Source organism: Lampropedia hyalina DSM 16112 (assembly GCF_900129055.1).
GTDB lineage: Bacteria > Pseudomonadota > Gammaproteobacteria > Burkholderiales > Burkholderiaceae_C > Lampropedia > Lampropedia hyalina.
The window spans coordinates 22987-47443 of sequence record NZ_FQUZ01000007.1 but is presented as its reverse complement, the minus strand read 5'-3'; the positions used below and the strand labels follow the sequence as shown (position 1 = coordinate 47443).

At 64.3% G+C, this 24457-nt stretch carries 15 protein-coding genes; 7 read left to right on the top strand and 8 right to left on the bottom strand.

All coding sequences use genetic code 11. From position 1 onward, the window contains the following. The first annotated feature begins 58 nt into the window (after positions 1-58). From urtB to urtE, 4 genes are all read left to right on the top strand, one after another. Complete coding sequence (urtB, locus tag BUE21_RS04165; RefSeq protein WP_143164415.1) at positions 59-1714, top strand: urea ABC transporter permease subunit UrtB; 1656 nt, start codon at positions 59-61, stop codon at positions 1712-1714. After that, the gene (gene urtC, locus BUE21_RS04160; RefSeq protein ID WP_073354983.1) at positions 1711-2856 is read left to right on the top strand and encodes an urea ABC transporter permease subunit UrtC; all 1146 of its coding nucleotides are present in this window, start codon (positions 1711-1713) and stop codon (positions 2854-2856) included. Before urtB ends, urtC begins: the two co-directional genes overlap by 4 nt. Positions 2857-2878: 22 nt before the next feature. Then, positions 2879-3694 carry an urea ABC transporter ATP-binding protein UrtD gene (gene urtD / locus BUE21_RS04155; protein WP_234971049.1) on the top strand — a complete coding sequence of 272 codons (816 nt, stop codon included), beginning with the start codon at positions 2879-2881 and terminating at the stop codon, positions 3692-3694. A 72-nt stretch (positions 3695-3766) separates the two neighbouring features. Then, positions 3767-4465: an urea ABC transporter ATP-binding subunit UrtE gene (gene urtE / locus BUE21_RS04150; RefSeq protein WP_073355138.1), complete on the top strand. Its 699-nt coding sequence runs from the start codon at positions 3767-3769 to the stop codon at positions 4463-4465. A gap of 19 nt (positions 4466-4484) precedes the next feature. Here urtE and BUE21_RS04145 read toward each other — a convergent pair whose 3' ends face one another. From BUE21_RS04145 to BUE21_RS04135, 3 genes are all read right to left on the bottom strand, one after another. Beyond that, complete coding sequence (locus tag BUE21_RS04145; protein WP_073354979.1) at positions 4485-4727, bottom strand: substrate-binding domain-containing protein; 243 nt, start codon at positions 4725-4727, stop codon at positions 4485-4487. After that, positions 4708-5301 (bottom strand): ABC transporter substrate-binding protein, encoded by a 594-nt coding sequence (locus tag BUE21_RS04140; protein WP_073354978.1) that lies wholly within the window; start codon positions 5299-5301, stop codon positions 4708-4710. Before BUE21_RS04140 ends, BUE21_RS04145 begins: the two co-directional genes overlap by 20 nt. 71 nt (positions 5302-5372) lie before the next feature. Then, complete coding sequence (locus BUE21_RS04135) at positions 5373-7535, bottom strand: TonB-dependent siderophore receptor (protein ID WP_073354976.1); 2163 nt, start codon at positions 7533-7535, stop codon at positions 5373-5375. A gap of 430 nt (positions 7536-7965) precedes the next feature. Between BUE21_RS04135 and uvrA the strand changes: the two genes are divergently transcribed. Next, positions 7966-13773: an excinuclease ABC subunit UvrA gene (uvrA, locus tag BUE21_RS04130; RefSeq protein ID WP_073354975.1), complete on the top strand. Its 5808-nt coding sequence runs from the start codon at positions 7966-7968 to the stop codon at positions 13771-13773. Positions 13774-13915: 142 nt separating this feature from the next. On the opposite strand, the gene BUE21_RS04125 is transcribed toward uvrA, so the two are convergent. From BUE21_RS04125 to BUE21_RS04105, 5 genes are all read right to left on the bottom strand, one after another. Further along, the gene (locus BUE21_RS04125) at positions 13916-15166 is read right to left on the bottom strand and encodes a HAMP domain-containing sensor histidine kinase (protein WP_073355136.1); all 1251 of its coding nucleotides are present in this window, start codon (positions 15164-15166) and stop codon (positions 13916-13918) included. A gap of 52 nt (positions 15167-15218) precedes the next feature. After that, the gene (locus BUE21_RS04120) at positions 15219-16004 is read right to left on the bottom strand and encodes a winged helix-turn-helix domain-containing protein (protein WP_073354973.1); all 786 of its coding nucleotides are present in this window, start codon (positions 16002-16004) and stop codon (positions 15219-15221) included. 119 nt (positions 16005-16123) lie between these two features. Further along, positions 16124-18754: a [protein-PII] uridylyltransferase gene (locus BUE21_RS04115; RefSeq protein WP_073354972.1), complete on the bottom strand. Its 2631-nt coding sequence runs from the start codon at positions 18752-18754 to the stop codon at positions 16124-16126. 14 nt (positions 18755-18768) lie between these two features. Then, on the bottom strand, positions 18769-19587 hold the full coding sequence (gene map / locus BUE21_RS04110) for a type I methionyl aminopeptidase (protein ID WP_073354969.1): 819 nt from the start codon (positions 19585-19587) through the stop codon (positions 18769-18771). A 63-nt stretch (positions 19588-19650) separates the two neighbouring features. Then, on the bottom strand, positions 19651-20847 hold the full coding sequence (locus BUE21_RS04105) for a glycosyltransferase (RefSeq protein WP_073354967.1): 1197 nt from the start codon (positions 20845-20847) through the stop codon (positions 19651-19653). Positions 20848-20949: 102 nt separating this feature from the next. Here BUE21_RS04105 and tnpB point away from each other — a divergent pair, with 102 nt between their 5' ends. Beyond that, on the top strand, positions 20950-22098 hold the full coding sequence (gene tnpB, locus BUE21_RS04100) for an IS200/IS605 family element RNA-guided endonuclease TnpB (RefSeq protein WP_234971044.1): 1149 nt from the start codon (positions 20950-20952) through the stop codon (positions 22096-22098). Positions 22099-22336: 238 nt separating this feature from the next. After that, the gene (gene uvrC, locus BUE21_RS04095) at positions 22337-24376 is read left to right on the top strand and encodes an excinuclease ABC subunit UvrC (protein ID WP_073354965.1); all 2040 of its coding nucleotides are present in this window, start codon (positions 22337-22339) and stop codon (positions 24374-24376) included. The last annotated feature ends 81 nt before the right edge of the window (positions 24377-24457 follow it).

The following is a 24457-nucleotide window of genomic DNA, read 5'->3' as shown; positions in this document are numbered from 1 at the left end:
CCCCGTGGGCACGGCACGGACTTCCTGTTTCGCTCGCCCAGGCTTTTGCACCATGAACATGCACCTTCCCATCCCCCACCTCCGCAGACCCCTGCTGCGGCTTGCCCCGGCGTGGCTGGCCGCGCTGTTGCTGGCACTGGTGAGCCTGTGGCCATTGCCCGGCCATGCCGCCCTGGAGCCGCGCACCCTGGCCGCGCTGGCCGCTGCCAGCAATGACGAGCGGCTGGCGGCCATCGGCCAGTTGGGGCGCAGCAGCGACCCGCAGGCCATCGTGGTATTGCAGGCCCTGCACGAAGGCAGGCTGTATGCCGACCCGGCCGCAGGCCAGCTCTGGTTGCAGTCGGGCGCGGGCGATGCCGTCACCACAGCCGATGGCACCGCCGCCACCCTGCCCGAGACGGCCACGCGCATCACCATCAACAACCGCCTGCGCCGTGCCTTGGCCAGTGCGCTGGCCACCGCCCAATTGCACGCCACCGATACCGCCACCCGCCTGCAAGCGGCGCGGCAACTGCGCCACAGTCAGGACGCTGACTTGTTGCCGCAACTGAACGTGGCCCTGGCCACCGAGCCAGACCCCGCCGTGAAAAAAGCCTTGCAGATCGCCGTGGCCAGCCTGGAACTGCAAAGCCCCGATGCCTCGACACGGCTGCATGCCGTCAATCTGCTGGCCCATGCGCAGGAAGCATCGTTCCGCGCACCACTGGCCGCCATGCTGGAAAAGAATGCCGAAGGCCAGTTCCACGAACCCGACCTGGCCGTGCGCACCGCCGCCGCGCAGGCCGTGCAGAAACTGGATGCGCACCTGAAGAAGATCGAATGGGCCGGCAATCTGTTCTACGGCCTGAGCCTGGGCAGCGTGCTGCTGCTGGCCGCACTGGGGCTGGCCATCACCTTCGGGCTGATGGGAGTCATCAACATGGCGCACGGCGAATTCCTGATGATCGGCGCATATGCCACCTGGCTGGTGCAACTGGCCTTCCGCCAGTGGGCACCGCAGTGGCTGGACTGGTATGTGCTGGCCGCCCTGCCCGTGGCGTTCTGCCTGACCGCCTGCGTGGGCATGGTGCTGGAGCGCACCGTCATCCGCTGGCTCTATGGCCGCCCACTGGAGACACTGCTGGCCACCTGGGGCATCAGCCTGGTGCTGATGCAGGCGGTGCGCAGCCTGTTCGGAGCGCAGAACGTGGAAGTGGCGAACCCCGGCTGGCTCAGCGGCGGTGTGGAAGTCATGAACGGGCTGGTGCTCAGCTACAACCGGCTGGCCATCATCGTGTTCTCGCTGCTGGTGGTGCTGTTCGTCTGGCTGCTGCTGAACCACACGCGGCTGGGCCTGTTCGTGCGCTCCATCACGCAGAACCGCCGCATGGCCGACTGCGTGGGCGTGCCCACCGGGCGCATCGACATGCTCACCTTCGGCCTGGGCGCGGGCATTGCCGGGCTGGGCGGCGTGGCCCTGTCGCAATTGGGCAACGTCGGGCCTGACCTGGGGCGGGCCTACATCATCGACTCCTTCATGGTCGTGGTGCTGGGGGGCGTGGGCCAACTGGCGGGCACGGTGATTGCCGCATTCGCGCTGGGCAGCATCAGCAAGTTCATGGAGCCGTTTGCCGGGGCAGTGCTGGCCAAGATTGCCGTGCTGGTGCTGATCGTGCTGTTCATCCAGAAACGCCCCCAAGGTTTGTTTGCCCCCAAGGGCAGGAGTGTGGAATGACCCGACCGACGACCTCCGAAATGCTGGCCCTGACGCGCCAGCCGCTGTTCTCGCCGCGCATGTGGGCGGGCATTGCCAGCGTTGCGGCCGTGCTGGCCCTGCTGCCACTGTGCAACCTGCTGTTTCCGGCGGGCCATGCCCTGCACGTTCCGGCGCACACCGTCGCCCTGCTGGGCAAGTTCATGTGCTACGCGCTGGCCGCGCTGGCCCTCGATCTGGTGTGGGGCTATGCCGGGATTCTCTCGCTGGGGCATGGCATCTTCTTCGCGCTGGGCGGCTATGCCATGGGCATGTACCTGACGCGCGCCACCGCTGCCGCTGCGGCACAGGCGGGCGGCTCCGGCCTGCCGGGCTTCATGTCCTTTCTGGGCTGGACGGACTACCCCTGGTACTGGAGCTTCACCGAGCACTTTGCCTACGCACTGCTGCTGGTGGTGCTGGTGCCGGGCCTGCTGGCCTTCGTGTTCGGCTATTTCGCATTCCGCTCCCGCATCAAGGGCGTGTACTTCTCCATCATCACCCAGGCCCTGACTTTTGCGGCCATGCTGCTGTTCTTCCGCAACGAGACGGGCTTTGGCGGCACCAACGGCTTCACGGATTTTCGCTCCATCTGGGGGCTGGACCTGACGGCTCCCGGCACCCGTGCCGCGCTGTTCTGGCTCACGCTGGCCGTGCTGCTGGGCACGCTGGTGCTGGCGCGCGCGCTGGTGCAGTCGCGCTACGGGCGCGTGCTCACCGCCGTGCGCGATGCCGAAGCGCGGGTGCGCTTCATCGGTTACGAACCGCTGGGCTTCAAGCTGTTCATCTGGACGCTGTCGGCCATCCTCTGCGGCATTGCGGGCGCGCTGTATGTGCCGCAGGTGGGCATCATCAACCCCTCGGAAATGTCCCCGGCCCACTCCATCGAAATGGTCATCTGGGTGGCCACCGGCGGGCGCGGCACACTCATCGGCCCCCTCATCGGCGCAGGCGTGGTCAATGGCCTGAAAACCTGGTTCACCACCGCCATGCCGGAATACTGGCTGTACGCACTGGGCGCGCTGTTCGTGCTGGTGACGATCTTCCTGCCGCAGGGCATCGTGGGCCTGGCACGCAAGCTGCTGAACCGGCGCAACAAGGACAAGGAGCAAACCCATGCGTGACGACGGCCCCACCACCCTCATCATGAACCCGGAACACGAACTGGGCGGCCATGCCAGCTATGGCCGCGCGGCCAGCAGCGAAGTCGATACCCGCCACGGCGTGATCCTCTACCTGGACAGCGTGAACGTGGTGTTCGACGGCTTCAAGGCCATCAACAACCTCACGCTGGACATCGGCGTAGGGGAACTGCGCTGCATCATCGGCCCCAACGGCGCGGGCAAGACCACGATGATGGACATCATCACCGGCAAGACCCGCCCCAGCAGCGGCACGGCATTCTTCGGCCAGAACATCGACCTGACCACCTTGAGCGAAACACAGATCGCCAACGCCGGAATTGGCCGCAAATTCCAGCGGCCCACCGTGTTCGAGGCGCACAGCGTCTTCGAGAACCTCGAACTGGCGATGAAGGCCGACAAGCGCGTCTGGCCGGTACTGGGCGCACGCCTGCGCGGCGAACAGGCCGACCGCATCGGCGAAGTGCTGGAAACCGTCGGCCTCTCTGCCCAGTTCCAGCGCACGGCGGGCCTGCTCTCGCACGGGCAGAAACAATGGCTGGAAATCGGCATGCTGCTGATGCAGGAACCCAGGCTGCTGCTGCTGGACGAGCCAGTGGCCGGCATGACCGATGCCGAAACCGAACGCACCGGCGAACTGTTCAACTCGCTCAAGGGCAAGCACTCGCTGATGGTCGTGGAGCACGACATGGACTTCGTCGCCCAGATCGCCCAGCAAGGCAAGGTCACGGTGCTGTGCGAAGGCTCCGTACTGGCCGAAGGCACGATGGAGCAGGTGCAGAACGACGAACGGGTCATCGAAGTGTATCTGGGGCGGTGATGAAGCGGCTTCTGAATGAAATCCTGCCCGTCCGGCCACACTGACACCCACCCAACCACAGGCAAAAAAACCATGCTGGAAGTCACCCAAATCGACCAATACTACGGCAGCAGCCACACCCTGCGCCGCGTCTCCATGAACGTGCAAAGCGGCGAGTGCATGGCCCTGCTGGGGCGCAACGGCGTGGGCAAGACCACACTGCTCCGATGCCTCACCGGCGTTCTGCCCGTCGCCAGCGGCCACATCCACTTCGATGGCGTGGACATCTCGAAACTGCCGCCCCACCAGCGTGCCGCGCTGGGCATCGCCTATGTGCCACAGGGGCGCGACATCTTCGCGCGGCTCACCGTGGAAGAAAACATCCTGATGGGCATGGCCCGCTTTCCGGCCAGCAAGGCACGGCACATCAAGGAAGAAGTCCATGAACTCTTTCCGGTGCTCAAGACCATGCTGGCGCGGCGCGGCGGCGATCTCTCCGGCGGGCAGCAACAGCAACTGGCCATTGCCCGCGCCCTGGTTGCCGAACCCCGCCTCATCATCCTGGACGAACCCACCGAAGGCATTCAGCCCTCCATCATCAAGGACATCGGCCGCGTCATCCAGATGCTCAAGGCGCGGGGCAATATCGCCATCCTGCTGTGCGAACAGTATTTCGACTTCGCCCACGAACTGGCCGACCGCTTCGTGGTACTCAACCGGGGCGAAGTGGTCACCCAGGGCACCCACGCCGACATGGGCAGCGAGGAAGTGCGCCGGTTGCTGGCGGTGTGAGTACCGCCAGCCACTGTGCCTACTTCAGCTCCACGGCATCCAGTGCCTGGCTGAACTGGCGAATCGCGCGCTCCACCGCGCTCGGGCTTCCACCAGCCAGATACCACTCGCGCCCATCGAAGTGCAGCACCTGCTTGCGCTGCCACGCCTGACTGCCCGTGATGGCCGCACTGGCCTGCAATACCGCCGCAGCATTGGCTCGTTCACCGAATGCGGCACTGCGGTCGATCACGAACAGCCAGTCAGGCTCGCGCTGGAGCATGCAGTTCACGCACCTGGCGCAGCAGGCTCTCGGCCCGCTCGCTGGCCTGTGGCTCGCGGTTCAGGATGCGCCCGAGCAGCAGGATGTTCTGCGCCACCGTGGGCACAAATGCGGTACTGCCGCTGGACAGGTCGATGGTTGGCGCAATTGCACTGACTTCCTGGAACTTGCTGGCAGAACGGCCCCCCAGAATGACCAGATCAGGCTGGAGTTTCTTCAATGCCTCCAGATCGGGTTGAAACAGATCGCCCACAGGCGTGAACTGGCTGGTACTGTATTTTTTCAGATAGTCCGGCCAGTATTGCGCCTCCAGTGTGGGCACACCAGCGACTTCGACACCCAAACCGTCGAGGATGTCCAGTGCAGCCAGATCCAGTACCGCAATGCGCTGCGGCACAGCAGCGATGGTGGTCTGGCCCTGCGCATGGTGAAAGGTGCGGCTGGCAGTCGCAGCGGCAACAGGTGGGGCATCGCTGGCCCGTGTCTGTGCTGCCAGTGGCAGTGCCAGTGTTGCCGCACCCACGGCCAGACTCAGGGCGGCCAGAGGATGCCTCAATGCGTTGAATGCTTTCATGGTGTGTCTCTCCTTGGATTCTTGAATGTGATGTGCAGACTCCCGCCCAGCGGGGCGCGGGGCAGAAATGCTCAGTAATTGACGCGCAAGGTAGCCATCCAGGTACGGCCTATGCCATAGAAGTTCTGGCCGGTCAGGCCACCCAGTTCCTGCCAGTAGGTTTTGTCGAAGACGTTATCGACGTTCACGCTCAGTTCAGTATGGCGGTTGATGCGGTAGCCAGCGCGCAAGTGGGCAGTAGTGTGGCCCGGAGCCTCCAGACGCGGGCCGGGGCCACTGCGACCGCCCGGCAGACTGCCATATATTTTTCCGGCATAACGCACGCCGCCGCCCATGCTCAGGCCGCGCAGGCGGCCTTGATCGCTGAATCGGTAGTTCGTGTACAGGTTGGCCGAATGCGTGGGCGCATTGGCCACGCGCTGGCCCTGACCGACATCGGCACTGACGTATTTCGCATCTGCATAGGCATACGCCGTACCGACCGACCAGTTGGGGCGCACCTGCCCATGCACGTCGAATTCGACACCGCGCGTGCGTTGCTCACCCGTAGGCAGGGAAAAACCAGTGTGATCGGGGTCTGCCCGCGATGTGTTCTCCAGCGTCAATTCGTACACTGCGGCCGTTGCCGTCAAACGGTTGTCGAACCAGAAGGTCTTGACGCCAAGCTCGAACTGCTCGCCGAACTGGTGCGGCAGCAGATTGCCTGAATGGCCTTCAGCCACCCAGGAGCGGGCCGTGCTGGGGTTGAACGTTTCGGTGTAGCTGCCATACACCGTCCAGTGGCGGTTGATGTCTGCCACCAGGCCGAGGTAGGGGGTGAATTCGGCTCTGGCGGGATGTGAGCCGTCCGAGTTGGTGACCCAGCTCCAGCGTCCACCCACTGGCACCTTGAGCCAGTCATTGATGCGCACGGTAGCGCGTGTGTAAATTCCGCGCTTGCGCGTGACGCTGCTGCTGGATGTCGGCGTGCCAGACATCGGCGGCGCATCGATCACATGCGGATTCGGGTTGAAATAATCGTTGCGGAAATCGTACTGCGGGAAGGATGAACCCAATACGCGGGTGAAGGTGTTGCGTTCCCAGTTCGCGCCCACCACCACGTCATGCCGCTGGCCCCACAGATCGAGCTTGCCTGCAAGGAAGGCATCCACATCGCGATGCTTCTGGTCATCGGTCCAGAACTCGGTCGTGAAACAGCGCACCGCAGAAGCAGGATTGTTGCGATCAATGCCGGAGAAAGAGGCATTGGCCCCACAGCCGCTGCCACCGCGCGATGCACCCGGCGCGGAATAATAAGCGGGATGGCCGGTCTCGCCATCGCGGTAGGACAGCTTCATGCTCCATTCGTCATTGAAGTAATGCTCCACATCGGCCAGCCACCATGTGGCCTTGAACCTGAAGTCGGCCCAATCCTGGGTCATGGATGTTCGCGGATCCACATCCCACAGCAAGCCACCATCGGTGTATGCAGGCAGGCCCTGCCGGAAACTCTGTTTCGCGGTGTTTTCCTGCCGCCAGAAGCCAAGCGAGGCGATCGTGCCAGGCGTGAGATCGGCCTCCAGCACGCCATAAATGGAGGTTCGGTCGCGCTCTTCCACATTGACATACTCATCCCGCTGATCCTTGAACAGTACGGCACGGCCACGCAGCACCCCGGAGGGCAGAAGCTTGCCGCCCACGTCCAGGCCGGTGTTGAGCGCGCTGTCACTGCCCGCAGCCAGTGTGCCTTCGGCCCTGAACTGTGCGGTGGGTTTCTTGAACTGGTAGTTGATGCTGCCGCCAGGCGAGCCATTGCCGGTCATCAATCCAGACGGGCCCTTGATGACCTCGATGCGGTCGAATGCGGAAATATCGGCGTGTGTTCGCCCCACCAGCCCTCCCGTGGGCACACCATTGACGGTGGTCTGCGCCGAAAAGCCGCGCAAATTGACAAAGCCCTCCTGGTTGAGCACATTGCCCATACCCGGAATCCACTGGAAATACTCCTGCGCAGTACGCAGGTTCTGATCCTTGATGCGCTCCTGCGTGATGACGGTGACGGATTGCGGTATCTCCCGCAGCGAAGTGGAAATCTTGGTACTGGCCGAAGTCGCCTCGGCGCGGTAGGAATCCACGTACTCGGTGCTGGCTTCGGCCATGCCTTCGCCGGTCACGGTGACCGTTTCAAGCCGGTGGATGCCATCGCCAGGCTCCGTGCCCTGCGCATGGTCTTGTGCATAACTGGCGCATGCCATCAGCACTGCGGAAAAAAGTAGCGTTCTCTTCATTGCTGGACTCACTCCAAAAGCGGGCTCAACCAATGCTGTTGCTGCTCCAGCCCATGGGCTTTGCGCACGCAGATCAGCGATGCAGTCCTGGCTGTTCCCGAAAGAGTCCGAGTGTGGCTACTGACAGATGACAAAGACTTTGCTCCACCGGATACACGGCAGCCAAAGCCGCTGCAAGTCTAAGATAAATCAAAAGATAAGTTCCATTCAAAAAAGAATATCGACTATCCAAAAAATGGATAACGGTAATGCTGCATCAAACCCTGCCACCCCGCCATGCCCGCTTGTGGTGCTGCTCGCGCACAGCGGCATGACCGTACGGGAAAGGGAACTGAAGGCTTTGGGCAAAATGCCTACAATCCCTTGGCTCTTTCCAGAATTCCATCCACGACCTGCCATGCCTTCCCCATCCAAGCCGCCAGCCCCTGGCAACACCATCCGCATCCGTGGCGCGCGCCAGCACAATCTGAAGAATCTGGACGTGGACATCCGCACCGGGGAACTGACGGTGGTCACCGGCCCCAGCGGCAGTGGCAAGTCTTCGCTGGTGTTCGATACGCTGTATGCCGAAGGCCAGCGGCGGTATGTAGAGACCTTTTCCGCCTATGCGCGGCAGTTTCTGGATCGCATGGACCGGCCTGCGGTGGATCACATCGAAGGCGTGCCGCCTGCGATTGCCATCGACCAGACCAATCCGGTGCGCACGTCCCGCTCCACGGTGGGCACGATGACGGAGCTGAACGATCACTTCAAGCTGCTGTTCGCCCGCACCGCCCGGCTGTTCGACCGCGACACCGCCCTGCCCGTGCAGCACGATACCCCGCAAAGCGTGTTCGACGCGCTGGCGCAGCGTTTCGATGCCTGCGAGGCCACCGGTCAGGATGCCCGCCTCGTCATCACCTTTGCCGTGGAGCTGCCCGCCCACACCAGCGACGAGCAGATGCAGCAATGGCTGTCGGCCAGTGGCTTCACACGCATTCAGGCCGAACGCCTGGTGACGGTGGACGCACCTACACCCACCGCAACTTCTGCCAACAGTACCAGCAAAAAATCCAGCGGCAAGGCCAAGGCCAGCGTGCCCACCACACGCAAGGTACTGGACGTGGTGGCCGACCGCCTGCGCGCCAGCCGCCTGCACACCGACCGCACCCGCGTGATCGAAGCCCTGGAAGTGGCCTTTCGGCGCGGCAATGGCCGTCTATCCGTGCATGTGCAGGGGGCGGCTGATTCGCCCCCGGCAGAGGCCGAAGTGCTGCACTTCTCGCAAGGGCTGCATTGCCCGCAGAGCGGCCTGCGCTACCACGAGGCCACGCCCTCGCGCTTTTCCTTCAATTCGCCGGCAGGGGCCTGCCCGACGTGCCGGGGCTTTGGCCGCGTCATCGGGGTCGATTGGGGGCTGGTGATTCCCGATGCACGGCTGAGCCTGCGCGACGGTGCCATCAAGGCCATCCAGACTCCTGCCTGGAAGGAAGTGCAGGACGATCTGCTGCGCCATGCCGCCACCTGGAAGATTCCCTGCGACACGGCGTGGAGCCAGCTCACCGCCGCGCAACAGCACTGGGTGCTGCACGGTGAGGCCGACTACCGCGATGGCCACTGGAACCGCCAGTGGTATGGCATTGCCCGCTTCTTCGAGTACCTGGAGAGCAAGGCTTACAAAATGCACATTCGCGTGCTGCTTTCCAAATACCGCAGTTACACGACCTGCCCCAGTTGCCGTGGCGCACGCCTGCAAACCGAAAGCCTGCTGTGGCGTGTGGGCAGCCATGCCGCTGCCGATGCCGCCTTGCAGGGCCAGCCGCGCTTCCAGCCCGAAGGCGTGGCATGGAGTGAGGCCCAGCGCGAGAGCCTGCCCGGCCTGTGCCTGCACGACCTGATGGGCCTGCCGCTGTCGCGACTGGCACGCTTCGTCGATACGCTGCAACCGCCAGACGATGACCGCAGTGCCGAGGCACAGGCCACCCAGATGCTGCTCCATGAGATCCGCACCCGTCTGCGTTTTCTGAATGAAGTGGGCATTGGCTACCTGACACTGGACCGGCAAAGCCGCACGCTCTCCGGCGGCGAAGTGCAGCGCATCAACCTCACCACCGCGCTGGGCACCTCGCTGGTCAATACCCTGTTCGTGCTGGATGAACCCAGCATCGGCCTGCACCCGCGCGACATGCAGCGCATCAACCAGGCCATGCTGCGCCTGCGCGACGCAGGCAACACGCTGGTGGTGGTGGAACACGACCCGGCCGTGATGCTGGCCGCCGACCGCATCATCGACATGGGGCCAGAGCCAGGTGCAGGCGGCGGGCAGATCGTGTTCGACGGCTCCCCCGCCGCCCTGCGCCAGAGCCACACGCTCACCGGCGACTACCTGGGTGGGCGCAAGCACATTCCCGATGGCGGCCATCGCCCGGTGGATGCGCACACGCCCCGGCTGCGGCTGGAAGGCGCGCGCGCGCACAACCTGCAAGACCTCAGCGTGGATTTTCCGCTGCAACGGCTGGTGGTGGTCACGGGGGTGTCCGGCTCCGGCAAGTCCACACTGTTGCAGGATATTCTCGCCCCGGCCCTGCTGCGCCACTTCGGGCAGGCCAGCGACACGCCCGGCGCGCACCGCGCCCTCATCGGTGCAGAGCAGCTCTCGGGGGCGGTGTTCGTCGATCAATCGCCCATCGGCAAGACCGCCCGCTCCAATCCGGCCAGCTATGTGGGCGCGTGGGATGCGGTGCGCAAGCTGTTTGCGAAGGCTCCGCTGGCACAGCAGCGCGGCTACAGCACTGCCAAGTTCAGCTTCAACAGCGGTGACGGACGCTGCCCGGTGTGCGGCGGCAGTGGCTTCGAGCATGTGGAGATGCAGTTTCTCTCCGACGTTTATCTGCGCTGCCCGGAATGCCACGGCAGTCGCTACCGCCCCGAAGTGCTGGAAGTGCGCATCGATCGCCGGGGACAGGGCTACCGCGTGGCCGATGTGCTGGAGCTGACCGTGGCACAGGCCGTGCAGGTCTTTGCCGACGATGCCGAAGTGGTGCGCGCGCTGCAACCGATTGCCGATGTCGGGCTGGAATACATCCGGCTGGGCCAGCCCGTGCCCACCCTCTCCGGCGGCGAGGCACAACGCCTGAAACTGGCGGGCTTTCTGGCCGATGCCGCCAGAACTGCCAGCAAAAGCCGCCAACCCATTGCACGCAAGGGCACGCTGTTCCTGTTCGATGAACCCACCACCGGGCTGCATTTCGACGACATTGCCAAGCTGATGCAGGCAATGCGCCAACTGCTGGACGTGGGCCACTCCATCATCCTCATCGAACACAATCTGGACGTGATGCGCGCGGCCGACTGGCTCATCGACCTCGGCCCCGATGCGGGCGATGCGGGTGGCAGGCTGGTGGCCGAAGGCACACCCCGGCAACTCAGCGAGCACCCCAGCTCGCACACCGCTGCCGCATTGCGCGACTACGCGCACGCCCTGGCAACGCCGCTGCACGCCGCCGAAGCCACACGCCACTACGCGGTCAGCCCCAGCCCCAACGCCTGCATCGACATCATCCACGCCCGCGAGCACAACCTGAAGAACCTCAGCGTGCACATTCCGCGCGGGCAATTCAACGTCATCACCGGTGTGTCCGGCTCCGGCAAATCCACGCTGGCCTTCGACATCCTGTTTGCCGAAGGCCAGCGGCGTTACCTCGAATCGCTCAATGCCTACGCCCGCAGCATCGTGCAGCCCGCCAGCCGCCCCGATGTCGATGCCGTCCACGGCATCCCGCCCACCGTTGCCATCGAGCAGCGGCTCTCACGCGGTGGACGCAAAAGCACCGTCGGCACGGCCACGGAAATCTGGCACTACCTGCGCCTGCTCTACGTCAAGCTGGGCGTGCAGCACTGCATCCACGACGGCACTCCGGTGCGGCCGCAATCGCCCGATGCCATCGTCGCGCACATTCTGCGCCACCATGCCGGCCAGCACATTGGCCTGCTGGCTCCGCTGGTGTCGGGGCGCAAGGGCATCTACACGGAACTGGCGACCTGGGCACGCCAGCACGGCCACAGCCACCTGCGCGTCGATGGCCACTTCGTGCCCACCGACCCGTTCCCCAAACTCGACCGCTACCGTGAACACCACATTCAGTTGCCCATCTTCAGCCTCGACATCGGCCCGGAACACGAGAGCCTGCTGCGCGAACAACTGACCCAGGCCCTGCACCACGGCAAGGGTATCGTGCAGGTCATCAGCCATCTGGATGGCTTGTCCGAAGCCCTGCGCGACGGCCAGTCCACCGCCGCCATTGGCGTGGTGGAAACCCATTCCACCCTGCGCGCCTGTCCGGTATGCAGCACGTCCTACCCCGAGCTGGATCCGCGCCTGTTCTCCTACAACAGCTCCCACGGCTGGTGCCCCGACTGCGTGGGCACGGGCGTGGTGCTCACGCGGGAGCAGCGCAAGGCACTCGACGATTCCCTGCCGCAGAAAGATGCGCATGGGCGCGAACGCGCCTTCGACGAACCCGATGCCGATGGCGTGGGCCACACCCCCTGCCCCAGTTGCCACGGCACGCGCCTGAACGCCACCGCCCGCGCCGTGTACTTTCACGGCACGGCCATCACCGAGCTGGCACAGCGCAGTGTCGGTGATCTGCGCCTCTGGTTTGACGCGCTGCAATTGCAGGGGCGTGAAGCCGCGATTGCCCGCGATCTGCTGCCCGAAATCCGCTCGCGCCTGCAATTTCTGGAACAGGTCGGCCTGGGCTACCTGACGCTGGATCGCGGCGCGCCCACCCTCTCCGGCGGCGAGGCGCAGCGCATTCGCCTGGCCGCGCAACTGGGCAGCAACCTGCAAGGCGTGTGCTATGTGCTGGACGAACCCACCATCGGCCTGCACGCACGCGACAACCGCATCCTGCTGGACGCGCTGCAAACCCTCAGCGACAAGGGCAACACCCTCGTGGTCGTGGAGCACGACGAAGACACCATCCGCCGTGCCGACCACCTCATCGACGTCGGCCCCGGCGCGGGTGTGCGCGGCGGCCAGATCGTCGCCCAGGGCCGCCCGACAGACGTGGCGCAACACCCCGACTCCATCACCGGCCAGTACCTGCGCCAGCCCATGCGCCACCCTTTGCAGGCACGCCGCCCGGTGCAGGCCGATCAAGCCGCCCTGCGCCTGCGCGGAGCCACGCTGCACAACCTGCACAAAGTGCAGGCCTGGGTTCCACTGGGACGACTGGTGGCCATTACCGGCGTGTCCGGCTCGGGCAAATCCACGCTGGCGCGCGATGTGCTGCTGGCCAACGTCGCCCGCATCGTCGCCTTGCAGGCCACCCAGGCGGGACGGGAGACGCTGGCATCCACCGGAGTGCAACCCCACTTGCAGCACCTGCAAGACCTGCAAGGCTGCGAACCGATTGCCCGCGTGCTGGAAGTCGATCAAACCCCCATCGGCAAAACCCCGCGCAGTTGCCCGGCCACCTACATCGGCTTCTGGGACACCGTGCGCAAGCTCTTTGCCGACACGCTGGAAGCCAAGGCACGCGGCTACACGGCCAGCCGCTTCTCGTTCAACACCGGCGACGGCCGCTGCCCCGCCTGCGAAGGCCAGGGCATGCGCACCATCGAAATGAACTTCCTGCCCGATGTGAAGGAACCGTGCGAGGTCTGCCACGGCGCACGCTTCAACCCCGAAACCCTCTCGGTGACGTGGCGTGGCCAAAGCATTGGCGACATTTTGCAGATGGAAGTCGATGAGGCCGTGGCATTCTTTGCGTCCATGCCCACCATTGCCCACCCGCTGCAACTGTTGCAGGACGTAGGGCTGGGCTACCTGACGCTGGGCCAGCCCAGCCCCACGCTGTCGGGCGGCGAAGCGCAGCGCATCAAGCTGGTGACGGAACTGACCAAGGTGCGCGACGACATCACCCGGCGCGGCAACCGCCCCCCGCACACCCTCTATGTGCTGGACGAACCCACCGTCGGCCTGCACATGGCCGATGTGGAAAAACTCATCCATGTGCTGCACCGCCTGGTCGATGGCGGCCACAGCGTCATCGTCATCGAACACGACCTGGACGTGATCGCCGAAGCCGACTGGATCATCGACCTCGGCCCCGATGGCGGCCGCAACGGCGGCCAGATCGTCGCTGCCGGCACACCGGAAGACGTGGTGAAAAAGGCCAGCTTCACCGGCGAGGCAATTGCGCCAGTGCTGGGGCGGTAGAGATACTTTGGATCGTTTAGATCGTTCCTACGCTCCTGCGTAGGAACGGTATCGGGACGCTCCAGCGTCTGTACCCCGGCATGCCGCTGGAGCGGCGGGGAAGGCGTTCCTACGCAGGAGCATAGGAACGATCCAAAACGATTCAATCCCGTGCAACATCCACCCCACGGGCTGGCGGCAGAGTCAGCACAAACACAGCTCCTCCGCCGGGTCGGTCTTCGCAGTGCACCTGGCCGTGGTGGCGTTGGGCGATGGTGCGCACCAGCGACAGGCCCAGCCCCACGCCGCCCGAGCGTTCGCTGGCTCCGGGGGCGCGGTAGAACGGCTCGAAAATGCGCTCCTTGTGGGCTTCGGGCACACCCGGCCCGCGATCCATGATGCGCATCACGATGGCCGTGGGGTCGCTTTGCAGCACCAGTTCGATCCCGCCCTGGCTGTAGCGGCGGGCGTTTTCCAGCAGGTTGCGAATGGCCCGGCGCAGCAGCTTGGCATCGCCATAGACATCGGTGCCCGCCACCGGGGTGAGCACGTCCAGTTCCGCGCCGATGCGGGCGGCTTCTTCGGCTGCCAGCCCCAGCACATCGACAGGCTCCAGGGTTTCGGGGCGGTGCTCGGTCAGGTCAAGGCGGCTGGCCAGCAGGATTTCGTCGATCAACTGGTCGAGTTCGGCGATATTGCGCTGGATTTCAGCCAAACCGCTCACGCCCGTCTGCGTCTGGGCCGTTCCGCTCAGTTCCAGCCCCATGCGGATGCGCGCCAGTGGGGAGCGCAATTCGTGCGAGGCATTGGCGAGCAGGGTTTTGTGGGAATTGACCAGGGTTTCGATGCGCTCGGCAGCGCGGTTGAACTGGCGCGAGAGTTCCGCCACTTCGTCCGTGCCCTTCTCGGCAATGCGGGTTCCCAGATCGCCCTCGCCAAACTGCTGTACGCCCTGGCGCAGCATTTCCAGCCGCTTCATCAGGTGGCGGATGACGGGAAACACCCCGACGATGACGGCCAGCCCTACCACGCCCAGCAGCCAGAGGAAGCCAAAAGGCGGGCGAATCCAGAAAGCCAGCCCATCGTGCGGCGGGCGCGGGGGTCGCTCGCGTTCGCTGCTGCGGGGGCTGAAGTGCAGCAGGTACTCCTGCCCGTTCTCCTGTACCCAGCGCAGGCGAAATCCCGGCTCCGGTGTGGACTGCGGCAGGGCCTGTCCCCGGTGCAAAACCTGCTGGCCGTCGGCAGACAGCATGGCCAGATCGCGGCCCTGCACCACCTGGGCGGCTTCCTGCTGGGTGTTGTAGTGTTCGGCCACCTGCCAGGCCCAGCCGATGACCAGCAGCAGCACGGCCACGCAGCCCACCACCGCCAGCCAGATGCGCAGGTACATGCGTTTGGAAAAGGGGTTGTTCATCCAGGCCATGCGGGGTTCGGTTCTCTTGGGCAGGCAGCGGCCATCCGTCCTGCTAGTCCTGCTGTTTGGCAAACACATAGCCCACGCCGCGCACCGTGAGGATGCGGCGGGGCTTCTTGAGGTCGGTTTCGATGGCTGCGCGAATGCGCCCCATGTGCACGTCGATGGAGCGGTCAAACGCTTCCAGCTCCCGCCCGCGCACCACTTCCATGATCTGGTCGCGGGTCAGCACCCGCCCGGCCCGTTCGGCCAGTGCCACCAGCAAGTCGAACTGGTAGGAGGTCAGTTCCGCCACTTCCCCGGCGACGGTGACGGTGCGGGCACTGCGGTCGATCTCCAGCGATCCAAAGCGCATGGCATCGGCAGTGGGCAGCAGCGGTGGCGACAGGGCCGAGGTGCCCGGCTGGCGGCGCAGAATGGCGCGTATGCGTGCCAGCAATTCGCGTGGCTCGAAGGGCTTGGGCAGGTAATCGTCGGCCCCCAGCTCCAGCCCGATGACACGGTCCATCGGGTCGCCCTTGGCCGTGAGCATGAGCACCGGAAGCTGGCCGCGTGCATCGGGCAGCGCGCGAATGCGGCGGCAGACATCCAGGCCATCCATGTCGGGCAGCATCAGGTCCAGCACGACCAGATCGGGCATGGCAGGAATGGCTGGCACGGCGGGGCCGGCCAGCGCGGACATGCCCTGTTGCACCATGCCCGGCACGGCTCCCAGGGCGGCCAGCCCGCTGGCCGCATCGGGCTGGTGCCAGACGGTGAAGCCCGACTGCCCCAGGTATTGCGTCACCATGCCGGCCAGACGCGTATCGTCCTCAATCATCAAAATCTTGCTTGTCATGGCATTGGGCCGTTCACATCGAAGTCGCCATTTTCCAGAAATGGCCACGGCGAATATGCCGCAGGCAGATCATGCGGTGTTTTCGCGTGGGTAAAGTTTGGGTAAATCCCGCGCGGACCTCAGAGCGGAGGTGCGCAGCGGCGCAACAGTTCGCGCTCGAACTCCAGTTGCAACTGATGGTCGCGCAGGGCATCGCCTTCGATCAGGAAGCTGTCTTCCGCGCGCTCACCCAGCGTGGTGATCTTGGCCAGCAGGATGCTGAGGTGAAACTGCGCCAGCGTCCAGGCAATCGAGTACAGCAGGCCTGGCCGGTCGGAGACGGAGATGTTCAGCAGCCAGTTCTGTGCCTTGTCGTCCGGCTCCAACTGGATGCGGGTGGGCACCGGAAAGTTCTTGACGCGGCGCGACACCCGGCGGGAACTGGGCTGGGGCAGCGGTGCTTCCCTGGCCAGATAGTGGGCCAGTCCATACTCCAGATGCTGGGCGGTCTGCTCGGGCGTTTCGGTGCTGAATTCGAGCAGAATCTGGAAGGTATCCAGCGCGTGGCCCTGCCCGGTGGTGTGGATGCGCGCATCCAGGATTTCGTATTCGGCCTGATCGAAGTAGCTGCAAATGCGGGCGAACAGGTCGGTGCGATCGGGGGTGTAAATAAAGATCTGGATGCCTTCGCCCACCACGGACTTGCGGGCGCGCACCAGCGGGCTGTCCGGCTGCACCGGCGGTAGCAGCACATGGCGGGCATGCCAAGCCACTTCATCGGCACTGTGGCGCATGAAGTAGCTCAGGTTCAGCCCGCTCCAGAATCGCGCCAGATCATCGGCCTGAATGTTCTCCAGTGCCAGCAGCACTTTGGCTTCTCGCTTGCGCATTTCGATCTCGGCATCGGGGTCGGGCGCAATGCCCCCCAGCATCAGGGCGGTGGCGCGGTACAGGTCTTCCAGCAGCTTGCCCTTCCAGGCGTTCCAGACCTTGGGACTGGTGCCACGGATATCGGCCACAGTGAGCAAATACAGGCCGGTGAGGTAGCGTTCGTTGCCAACACAGCGGCCGAACTCCCCGATCACGTCGGGATCGCTCAAGTCCTGTTTCTGCGCCACCTGGCTCATGCGCAGGTGTTCGCGCACCAGGAACACCAGCAGGTCGGTGTCTTCCGGGCCGATGCCATGCTGGCGGCAGAACTTCTGCATTTCGTGCGCGCCAATGTCGGAATGGTCGCCTCCCCGGCCCTTGCCAATGTCGTGGAACAGCGCGGCCACATAGAGAATCCAGGGCTGCTCCCAACCAGCGGCCAGATGCGAGCAGAACGGGTATTCGTGCGCGTGTTCGGGCATGAAGAAGCGGCGCATATTGCGCACCACCATCAGGATGTGCTGATCGACGGTGTACACATGGAACAGGTCGTGCTGCATCTGCCCGACGATCTGGCGAAACGGCCACAGATACCGCCCCAGCACCGAGGTGTTGTTCATCAGACGCAGCGCGTGGGTAATGCCTGCGGGCTGCTGCATGATCTGCATGAACAGGTGGCGGTTTTCCGGGTCGCGCCGAAAGGCCCCATCCATCACATCGCGCGAGTTGTAGAGGGCGCGCAGCGTGCGTGCCGACAAGCCTTTCAGGCCCACCTGGGTTTCATAGAGCAGAAAGGTTTCCAGAATGGCGTGGGGATTGCGCTCGTACAGGTCGTCGGTAGCCACCTCGATCATGCCCGCCTTGTCGAAAAATCGGTCGTTGAGGGGGCGCAGCCGGTGCACGCTGGGCTGGAGCCGTTCGGCAATGTTGAGCAACAGAATCTGGCTGAGCTGGCTGACGGCCTTGGCGCACCAGTAATAGGCCCGCATCAGTTGTTCGCTGGCTCGCATTGGCAGTTTCTTGCCGCGCGGGTTGCTGGAGCTGTAGCCAAACGCCTCGGCCACGGTGGCTTGCAGATCGAACAGGAGGCGGTCTTCGTGCCGCCCGGTGAGGGCGTGGAGCTTGGCACGGATGAGGCTGAGATCGGCCTCGGTGCGGGTGAGTTCGGCGGCTTCCAGCTCGGTGGCGATGCCGTTGGCGGCCAGTTCGTTCCAGGTGCCGCCCAGCCCGGCGGCCTGCGCCACCCAGAGAATCATTTGCAGATCGCGCAGCCCGCCCGGAGATTCCTTGCAGTTAGGCTCCAGTGCGTACGGGGTGTTTTCGTAGCGGCTGTGCCGCTGGCGCATCTCCAAGGTCTTGGCATGCAGAAAACTCAACGGATCGATCTGCTCCAGAAACCGTTGGCGAAAACCGGCAAACAAGGCAGCGTCACCGCAGACCGGGCGGGCTTCCAGCATGGCCGTCTGCACCGTGACATCGGCAGCGGCATCGTGCAGCGATTCGGCCACGGTGCGGACGCTGAAGCCGATTTCCAGGCCCACATCCCAGCAACTGCTGACGAACGTCTCGATGCGGGGGCGCAATGGGTCATCGTCGGCCAGGGCGGTCGGGCCGGGAATCAGCAGCAGCACGTCCACGTCGGAAGCGGGAAACAGTGCCTTGCGGCCAAAGCCGCCCACCGCCACCAGGCAGAACCCATCGGGCAATCCAGCCTTGCGCCACAGGGCCAGCAGCAGGGCATCGGCATGGGAAGCCAGCCTGCCCAGCAAGGCGGGAATGCGTCTGCGCGTCACCAGCCCTTCCATCAAAGGGGCGATGGTGTCTTTCTTGGATTGGCGATAGGCTTCGCGCAGGGTGGCAAGTGGCTCGTGCGACGAGAAGGCAACAGACTGCGCGGTCATGGTGGATCAGGTTCTCAGGTCTTGGTGGCCGTGACGAAATCGGGCAATGCGGGCGAGCCAGCCGAGAGCGTCAGCACCTCGTAGCCCGTGGGGGTGACAATGAGCTGGTGCTCCCATTGCGCCGTCAGGCTATGGTCCTTGGTAACGATGGTCCAGCCATCGCGCCCATGAGACTTGATCTCCTTGCGACCCAGGTTGAGCATGGGTTCGATGGTGAACACCATGCCCGGCTCCAGCACTTCCATCGTGCCGGGGCGACCGTAATGCAGCACCTGCGGGTCTTCGTGGAAGTTGCGGCCGATGCCGTGGCCGCAGAACTCCCGCACCACCGAGAGGCCGTGGCCTTCGGCGAATTTCTGGATGGCGTGGCCCACGTCTCCCAGCGTCTTGCCGGGCTTGACCTGCACGATGCCGATCCACATGGCTTCAAAGGTCAGGCGGCACAGACGGTGCGCCGCAATCGAGGCTTCACCCACCTCGAACATGCGGCTGTTGTCGCCATACCAACCTTCGGGAGTGATGACGGTGACATCCACGTTCAGGATGTCACCCTTTTTCAGGGGCTTGCTGCTGGGAATGCCGTGGCAGACCACATGGTTGGGCGAGGTACAGACCGAGCCGGGATAGGGCGGATATTCCGGCCCGGGGCTGTAGCCCAGCGTGGCCGAACGCACGCCCAGTTGCTGCATGCACTGGGCGGCGAGCTGATCGATTTCCAGGGTGGAGATGCCGGGCTGAATGTGCGGTGTCAGAAAATCCAGCACTTCGGAAGCCTTGCGGCAGGCCTCGCGCAGGCCAGGCAAGTCTGCTTCGGTTTTGAGAGTAATGGTCATGATGGGATGAATTATCCCACCGCCAGGGGAGGTCTGCAAAACTCTGCTGGAAAGTGCGGCCCGTCAATGCAGCGCGGTATCCACCCACTCGACCGCAGCCTGCGCATGGGCTGGGGCTGGAACTGGCCGCGCCTGTTGCAGAATCTGCGCGAGTATCTGGGGCACTTCAAACAGGGCGCGGTTGTTCATCGCCGCCACCCGCTGGCGCAAAACGGGCAACTGCGCCAGCATGGCCTGCACCGCCGTGGCAATGCCCCGCTGTCCCTTGCAGACCAGGCCCACGCCCTGCTCCACCACCCATTGCACGTTGTAGCGTTCCTGCGGCATGGTATTGCTGCCATGCAGCACCATCACGGGCAGGCCACTGCACAGGGCCTCGCTGATGCTGCCCGGCCCCGGCTTGCCAATGAAGAAATCCGCCATCCGCATGAAGCCGGGGACATCGCTGGTGAATCCCTGTACCAGCCGGGGAGCCTGGGCGGGCAGTTTGCGCAAGGCTTCTGCCAGAGCCTGATTGTGGCCGCACAGCAGAATCAATTGCACCTCGGGCAGCTTGCGGGCAACGTCCAGCATGGCCCGCGAACCATGCCCCCCGAACAGCACCAGCCCGGTGGGCCGCTGCGGGTCCAGGCCGTAATGGCGCATCAATGGCTCCCGCTCGCGCACAGAGTGGCCATAGAATTCCGGGCGCACCAGCATGCCCGAGGTGGCATGCACATAATCGGCTCCATGCCCCAGTGCCAGAGCCTGCTGCACGGCCCTGTCGGTGCCACAGACCAGATGCTGCGGATTGCCTGCCTGGGCCGCTTCGATCCAGAAATGCCCGCGTGCCAGATCGGCCAAATCCGTCATCACCGTCACATAAGGGGCCTGCGAGCCACTGCGGCGCAGGCCCTCCAGCATGGCGCGGTTGAAATTGGGAATCAGCGATACCACCATGTCCGCCGGGCTGTCCTGCCAATGCGCACACAGGCGTTGCACCAGACGCGGGTGGCTCAGGCGGATCAATTGCTGCAAGACCTTCAGCTCCTGCCCCATGCTGCGCGTCCAGCCCCGCGCCAATCGCTTGTTGTACATGTCTTCCGGCTTGAAGCCGGTCAGGGACTCGAAGCGGTGGGCCGGATCGAGCACCTCGAACAGGTTCACCAAGCGAATGTTCCAGGGCCGTCGCTGCTCCAGCGCGATCGCCTCCAGTGCCAGGGCAGAGGCACGGTGCCCGCCACCGGCATTGATGTACACAAGATCGAGGGTACTGGTCATCAGATAGCGCGAGAAACCCCGTCGTTCACGGCGGGCAGGGATAGCGCGGCACTCGCAGAGTGCCCCTCTCTCGCTTCCTTTCTGAAATTTGCTATCTTTCAAGTGAATAATGCGCGAGTGGACATCAAACGCGCCTACCGATTCCGGTTCTACCCGTCGCCCGAGCAAGAACAAATCCTTGCTCGCACGTTCGGCTGCGCGCGCTTTGCCTACAACCACATGTTGCGCTTGCGCACCGATGCGTGGATGCAACGGCAAGAGCGTGTCGGTTACCACGCCACGTCTGCGGCCCTGACTGCCCTGAAAAAGCAGCCGGAATATGAATGGCTCAACGAGGTTTCCAGCGTCCCGGTGCAGCAGGCCTTGCGCCATCTGCAAACCGCCTTTGGCCACTTCTTCGCCAGACGCGCCCGCTATCCGCAGTTCAAACGCAAGGACGGAAAGCAGTCTGCCGAATACACCACCAGCGCATTTCGCTGGGACGGCTCGGCCTTGAAGCTGGCGAAGATGGATGCTCCGCTGGACATTCGCTGGTCGCGCCCGATTCCCAAGGCCGCCAAGGTCACCACCGTCACCGTTTCCAAAGACACGGCAGGCCGATACTTCGTCAGCCTGCTGTGTGACGATGCCGTGGCTGCGAAGCCTGAAGCATCCGGCAAGGTAGGTATTGATCTGGGCCTGACTCACTTCGCCATCCTCTCCACCGGCGAGAAAGTCGCTGCACCGAATACGTTCCGCAAGAACCAGGCGAAGCTAGCAAAGCTGCAACGCCGTCTTGCCAGGAAAACCAAAGGATCGAACCGACGAAGAAAAGCCAAGCTCAAAGTCGCCAGACTGCACGCCAAGATCGCAGACTCGCGCAAGGATTTCCTGCACAAGCTTTCCACCCGGCTGATAAACGAAAACCAAGTGATCGCCGTGGAAAGCCTGTCTGTCTCGAACATGCAGAAAAACCGCCATCTCTCGAAATCCATTGCCGATGCAGGCTGGTCGGATTTCGTGCGGCAACTGGAATACAAGGCCCACTGGTATGGCCGTGAACTGGTAGGAATCGACCAGTGGTATCCCTCGTCAAAGCGTTGCTCGGACTGCGGATACACCATGCCAAAGATGCCTTTGAATGTGCGGCAGTGGACGTGCCCGGAATGTGGAGAACACCACGACCGGGACGTGAACGCTGCGCGCAACGTACTGGCCGCCGGACTGGCGGTGTCAGCCCGTGGAGAAGCGGTAAGTCCTGTGGCTTTTTGAGGCATGGGCACGGTTCTGTGAAGCGGGAATCCCCTGTCTTTAGGGAGGGGAGGATGTCAAGGGATTCTTTTTGTTGCACTGCAATATGGAAGCACCAACACCGCACCATGCCGCGATGGCATGACAGCACTGTGGCACGCGCATGGCAGCCATATGACGCAGCATCCCGACAGCCATCCATGAGCCATGCCCTGCACATGCCGTCCCCGATTCGCCGTATGCGGCACAATCCCATGCCATGCCCCCACCCGCATCCGACCCGAACCGCCCTGCCGCCCACGACCCCGCGCTGCTGCAACAGGTGGCCGCCCTGCCCGCGTTGCCGGGCGTGTACCGTTACTTTGATGCCAGCGGGCAACTGCTGTACGTCGGCAAGGCCAACCACCTGAAGCGGCGCGTCTCCAGCTACTTCCAGCGCGACCACGGCGGCACGCGCATCGGCCACATGGTCTCGAAAATCAGCCGGCTCGAAACCACCGTGGTGCGCTCCGAGGCCGAGGCCCTGCTGCTGGAAAACAACCTCATCAAGACCCTGCACCCCAAGTACAACATCCTGTTCCGGGACGACAAAAGCTACCCTTACCTGAAAATCTCCGCCCGCACCTCCGCACGCCACAGCAGCCAGTCCGGCACGGCCAGCCAGTACCCGCGCATCAGCTACTACCGGGGCGCGACCGACACCCGCCACCATTACTTCGGCCCCTACCCCAATGGCTGGGCGGTCAAGCAGACCATCGAACTGCTGCAAAAAGTCTTTCTGTTGCGCACCTGCGAAGACACCGTGTTCAACCACCGCACCCGGCCTTGCCTGCTCTACCAGATCAAACGCTGCACCGCCCCCTGCGTCGGACACATCAGCGAAGCCGATTACGCCGCCGATGTGCAGGCCGCCGAATCGCTGCTGCGCGGCCAGACCGACACCCTGTTGCGCCAGCTCGAAGCGCGCATGATGGAACACGCGGAAAAAATGGAGTATGAACTTGCCGCCCAGGTGCGCGACAAGATCGCCTCCCTCGCCCAGGTGCTGCACCAGCAGGCCATCGAAACGCCCGAAGACCAGAACGTGGACATCCTCGCCGTGCAGCTCCAGGGCGGCAAGGCCTGCGTGAACCTTGCCATGGTGCGCGGTGGCCGCCATCTGGGAGACCGCGCCTACTTCCCCAGCCAGATCGAAGCGGCCACCCAGTTCGAGCTGCCACAGACAGAGGCAGAGACCGAAAGCGACCGCACCGAAACCAGCGACGGCGACACCGATGCCGCCGCTGCGGCCCGCAGTGCCGCTCAACAGGTGCTGGAAGCCTTCATCGCCCAGCACTACCTGAGCTATCCGCCCGCGCCCGTCATCATCACCAGCGTCCCGGTGGACAAGGGCCTGCTGCGCCTGCTGGGCCAGCAGCACGGCGTATCGCTGCACGCCATCCACCAGCCACGCGGCAAGCGGCGCAACTGGCTGGACATGGCCCAGCAGAATGCCCGCTGGCAACTCCAGCGGCTGCTGGCCGAGGAAGGCTCGCAACAGGCACGCACCCGCGCCCTCACCGACGTGCTGCAACTGCCGCTGGACGATGCCGCCCTGCACGACTGGCGCGTGGAATGCTTCGACATCTCGCACACCGCCGGGGAAGCCACCCAGGCCTCCTGCGTGGTCTATCAGCAGCACCAGATGCAGAACAGCCAGTACCGCCGCTACAACATCAGCGACATCACCCCCGGCGACGACTACGCCGCCATGCGCCAGGTGCTGCTGCGCCGCTACAGCAGGCTGGCCGAAACCCTGCACCAGCCGACGGATGGCACACCCCATGCCAGCGATACCTTCCCCGATCTGGTGCTGATCGACGGCGGACGCGGGCAGGTCGGCATGGCACGGGAAGTCTTTGCCGAACTGGGGCTGGACATTGGCCGCATCGTCGGCGTGGAAAAAGGCGAAGGCCGCAAGGTAGGGCTGGAAGAACTGGTCTTCGCCGATGGCCGACCCAAGATCAGCCTGCCACCCGACTCTGCCGCCCTGATGCTGGTGGCGCAGATCCGCGACGAAGCCCACCGCTTCGCCATCACCGGCATGCGTGCCCGCCGCGCCAGCGTGCGCACCCGCAGCAGCAGCCTGGAAGACATTCCCGGCATTGGTGCGAAACGCCGCGCCCGGCTGCTGCAACGCTTTGGCGGCGTGCGCGGCGTGGCCCAGGCCAGCGTGGCCGACCTTGCCAGCGTGGAAGGCATCTCCGGCAAACTGGCCGAGCAAATCTACCACGCCCTGCACGACGGCCTGCCGCAGTGAACGCACAGTGAGCACAGCCAGCGGGATGCAGGCCGCGCAACGGGTTTTGCAGACCGTCCCTGACCTTGCCGGGCATCCTTT

Coding starts and splice junctions, on each gene's coding strand:
- urtB (WP_143164415.1), top strand. CDS start 59: ATGCACCTTCCCATCCCCCACCTCCGCAGACCCCTGCTGCGGCTTGCC.
- urtC (WP_073354983.1), top strand. CDS start 1,711: ATGACCCGACCGACGACCTCCGAAATGCTGGCCCTGACGCGCCAGCCG.
- urtD (WP_234971049.1), top strand. CDS start 2,879: ATGAACCCGGAACACGAACTGGGCGGCCATGCCAGCTATGGCCGCGCG.
- urtE (WP_073355138.1), top strand. CDS start 3,767: ATGCTGGAAGTCACCCAAATCGACCAATACTACGGCAGCAGCCACACC.
- BUE21_RS04145 (WP_073354979.1), bottom strand. CDS start 4,727: ATGCTCCAGCGCGAGCCTGACTGGCTGTTCGTGATCGACCGCAGTGCC.
- BUE21_RS04140 (WP_073354978.1), bottom strand. CDS start 5,301: ATGAAAGCATTCAACGCATTGAGGCATCCTCTGGCCGCCCTGAGTCTG.
- BUE21_RS04135 (WP_073354976.1), bottom strand. CDS start 7,535: ATGGCATGCGCCAGTTATGCACAAGACCATGCGCAGGGCACGGAGCCT.
- uvrA (WP_073354975.1), top strand. CDS start 7,966: ATGCCTTCCCCATCCAAGCCGCCAGCCCCTGGCAACACCATCCGCATC.
- BUE21_RS04125 (WP_073355136.1), bottom strand. CDS start 15,166: ATGAACAACCCCTTTTCCAAACGCATGTACCTGCGCATCTGGCTGGCG.
- BUE21_RS04120 (WP_073354973.1), bottom strand. CDS start 16,004: ATGACAAGCAAGATTTTGATGATTGAGGACGATACGCGTCTGGCCGGC.
- BUE21_RS04115 (WP_073354972.1), bottom strand. CDS start 18,754: ATGACCGCGCAGTCTGTTGCCTTCTCGTCGCACGAGCCACTTGCCACC.
- map (WP_073354969.1), bottom strand. CDS start 19,587: ATGACCATTACTCTCAAAACCGAAGCAGACTTGCCTGGCCTGCGCGAG.
- BUE21_RS04105 (WP_073354967.1), bottom strand. CDS start 20,847: ATGACCAGTACCCTCGATCTTGTGTACATCAATGCCGGTGGCGGGCAC.
- uvrC (WP_073354965.1), top strand. CDS start 22,337: ATGCCCCCACCCGCATCCGACCCGAACCGCCCTGCCGCCCACGACCCC.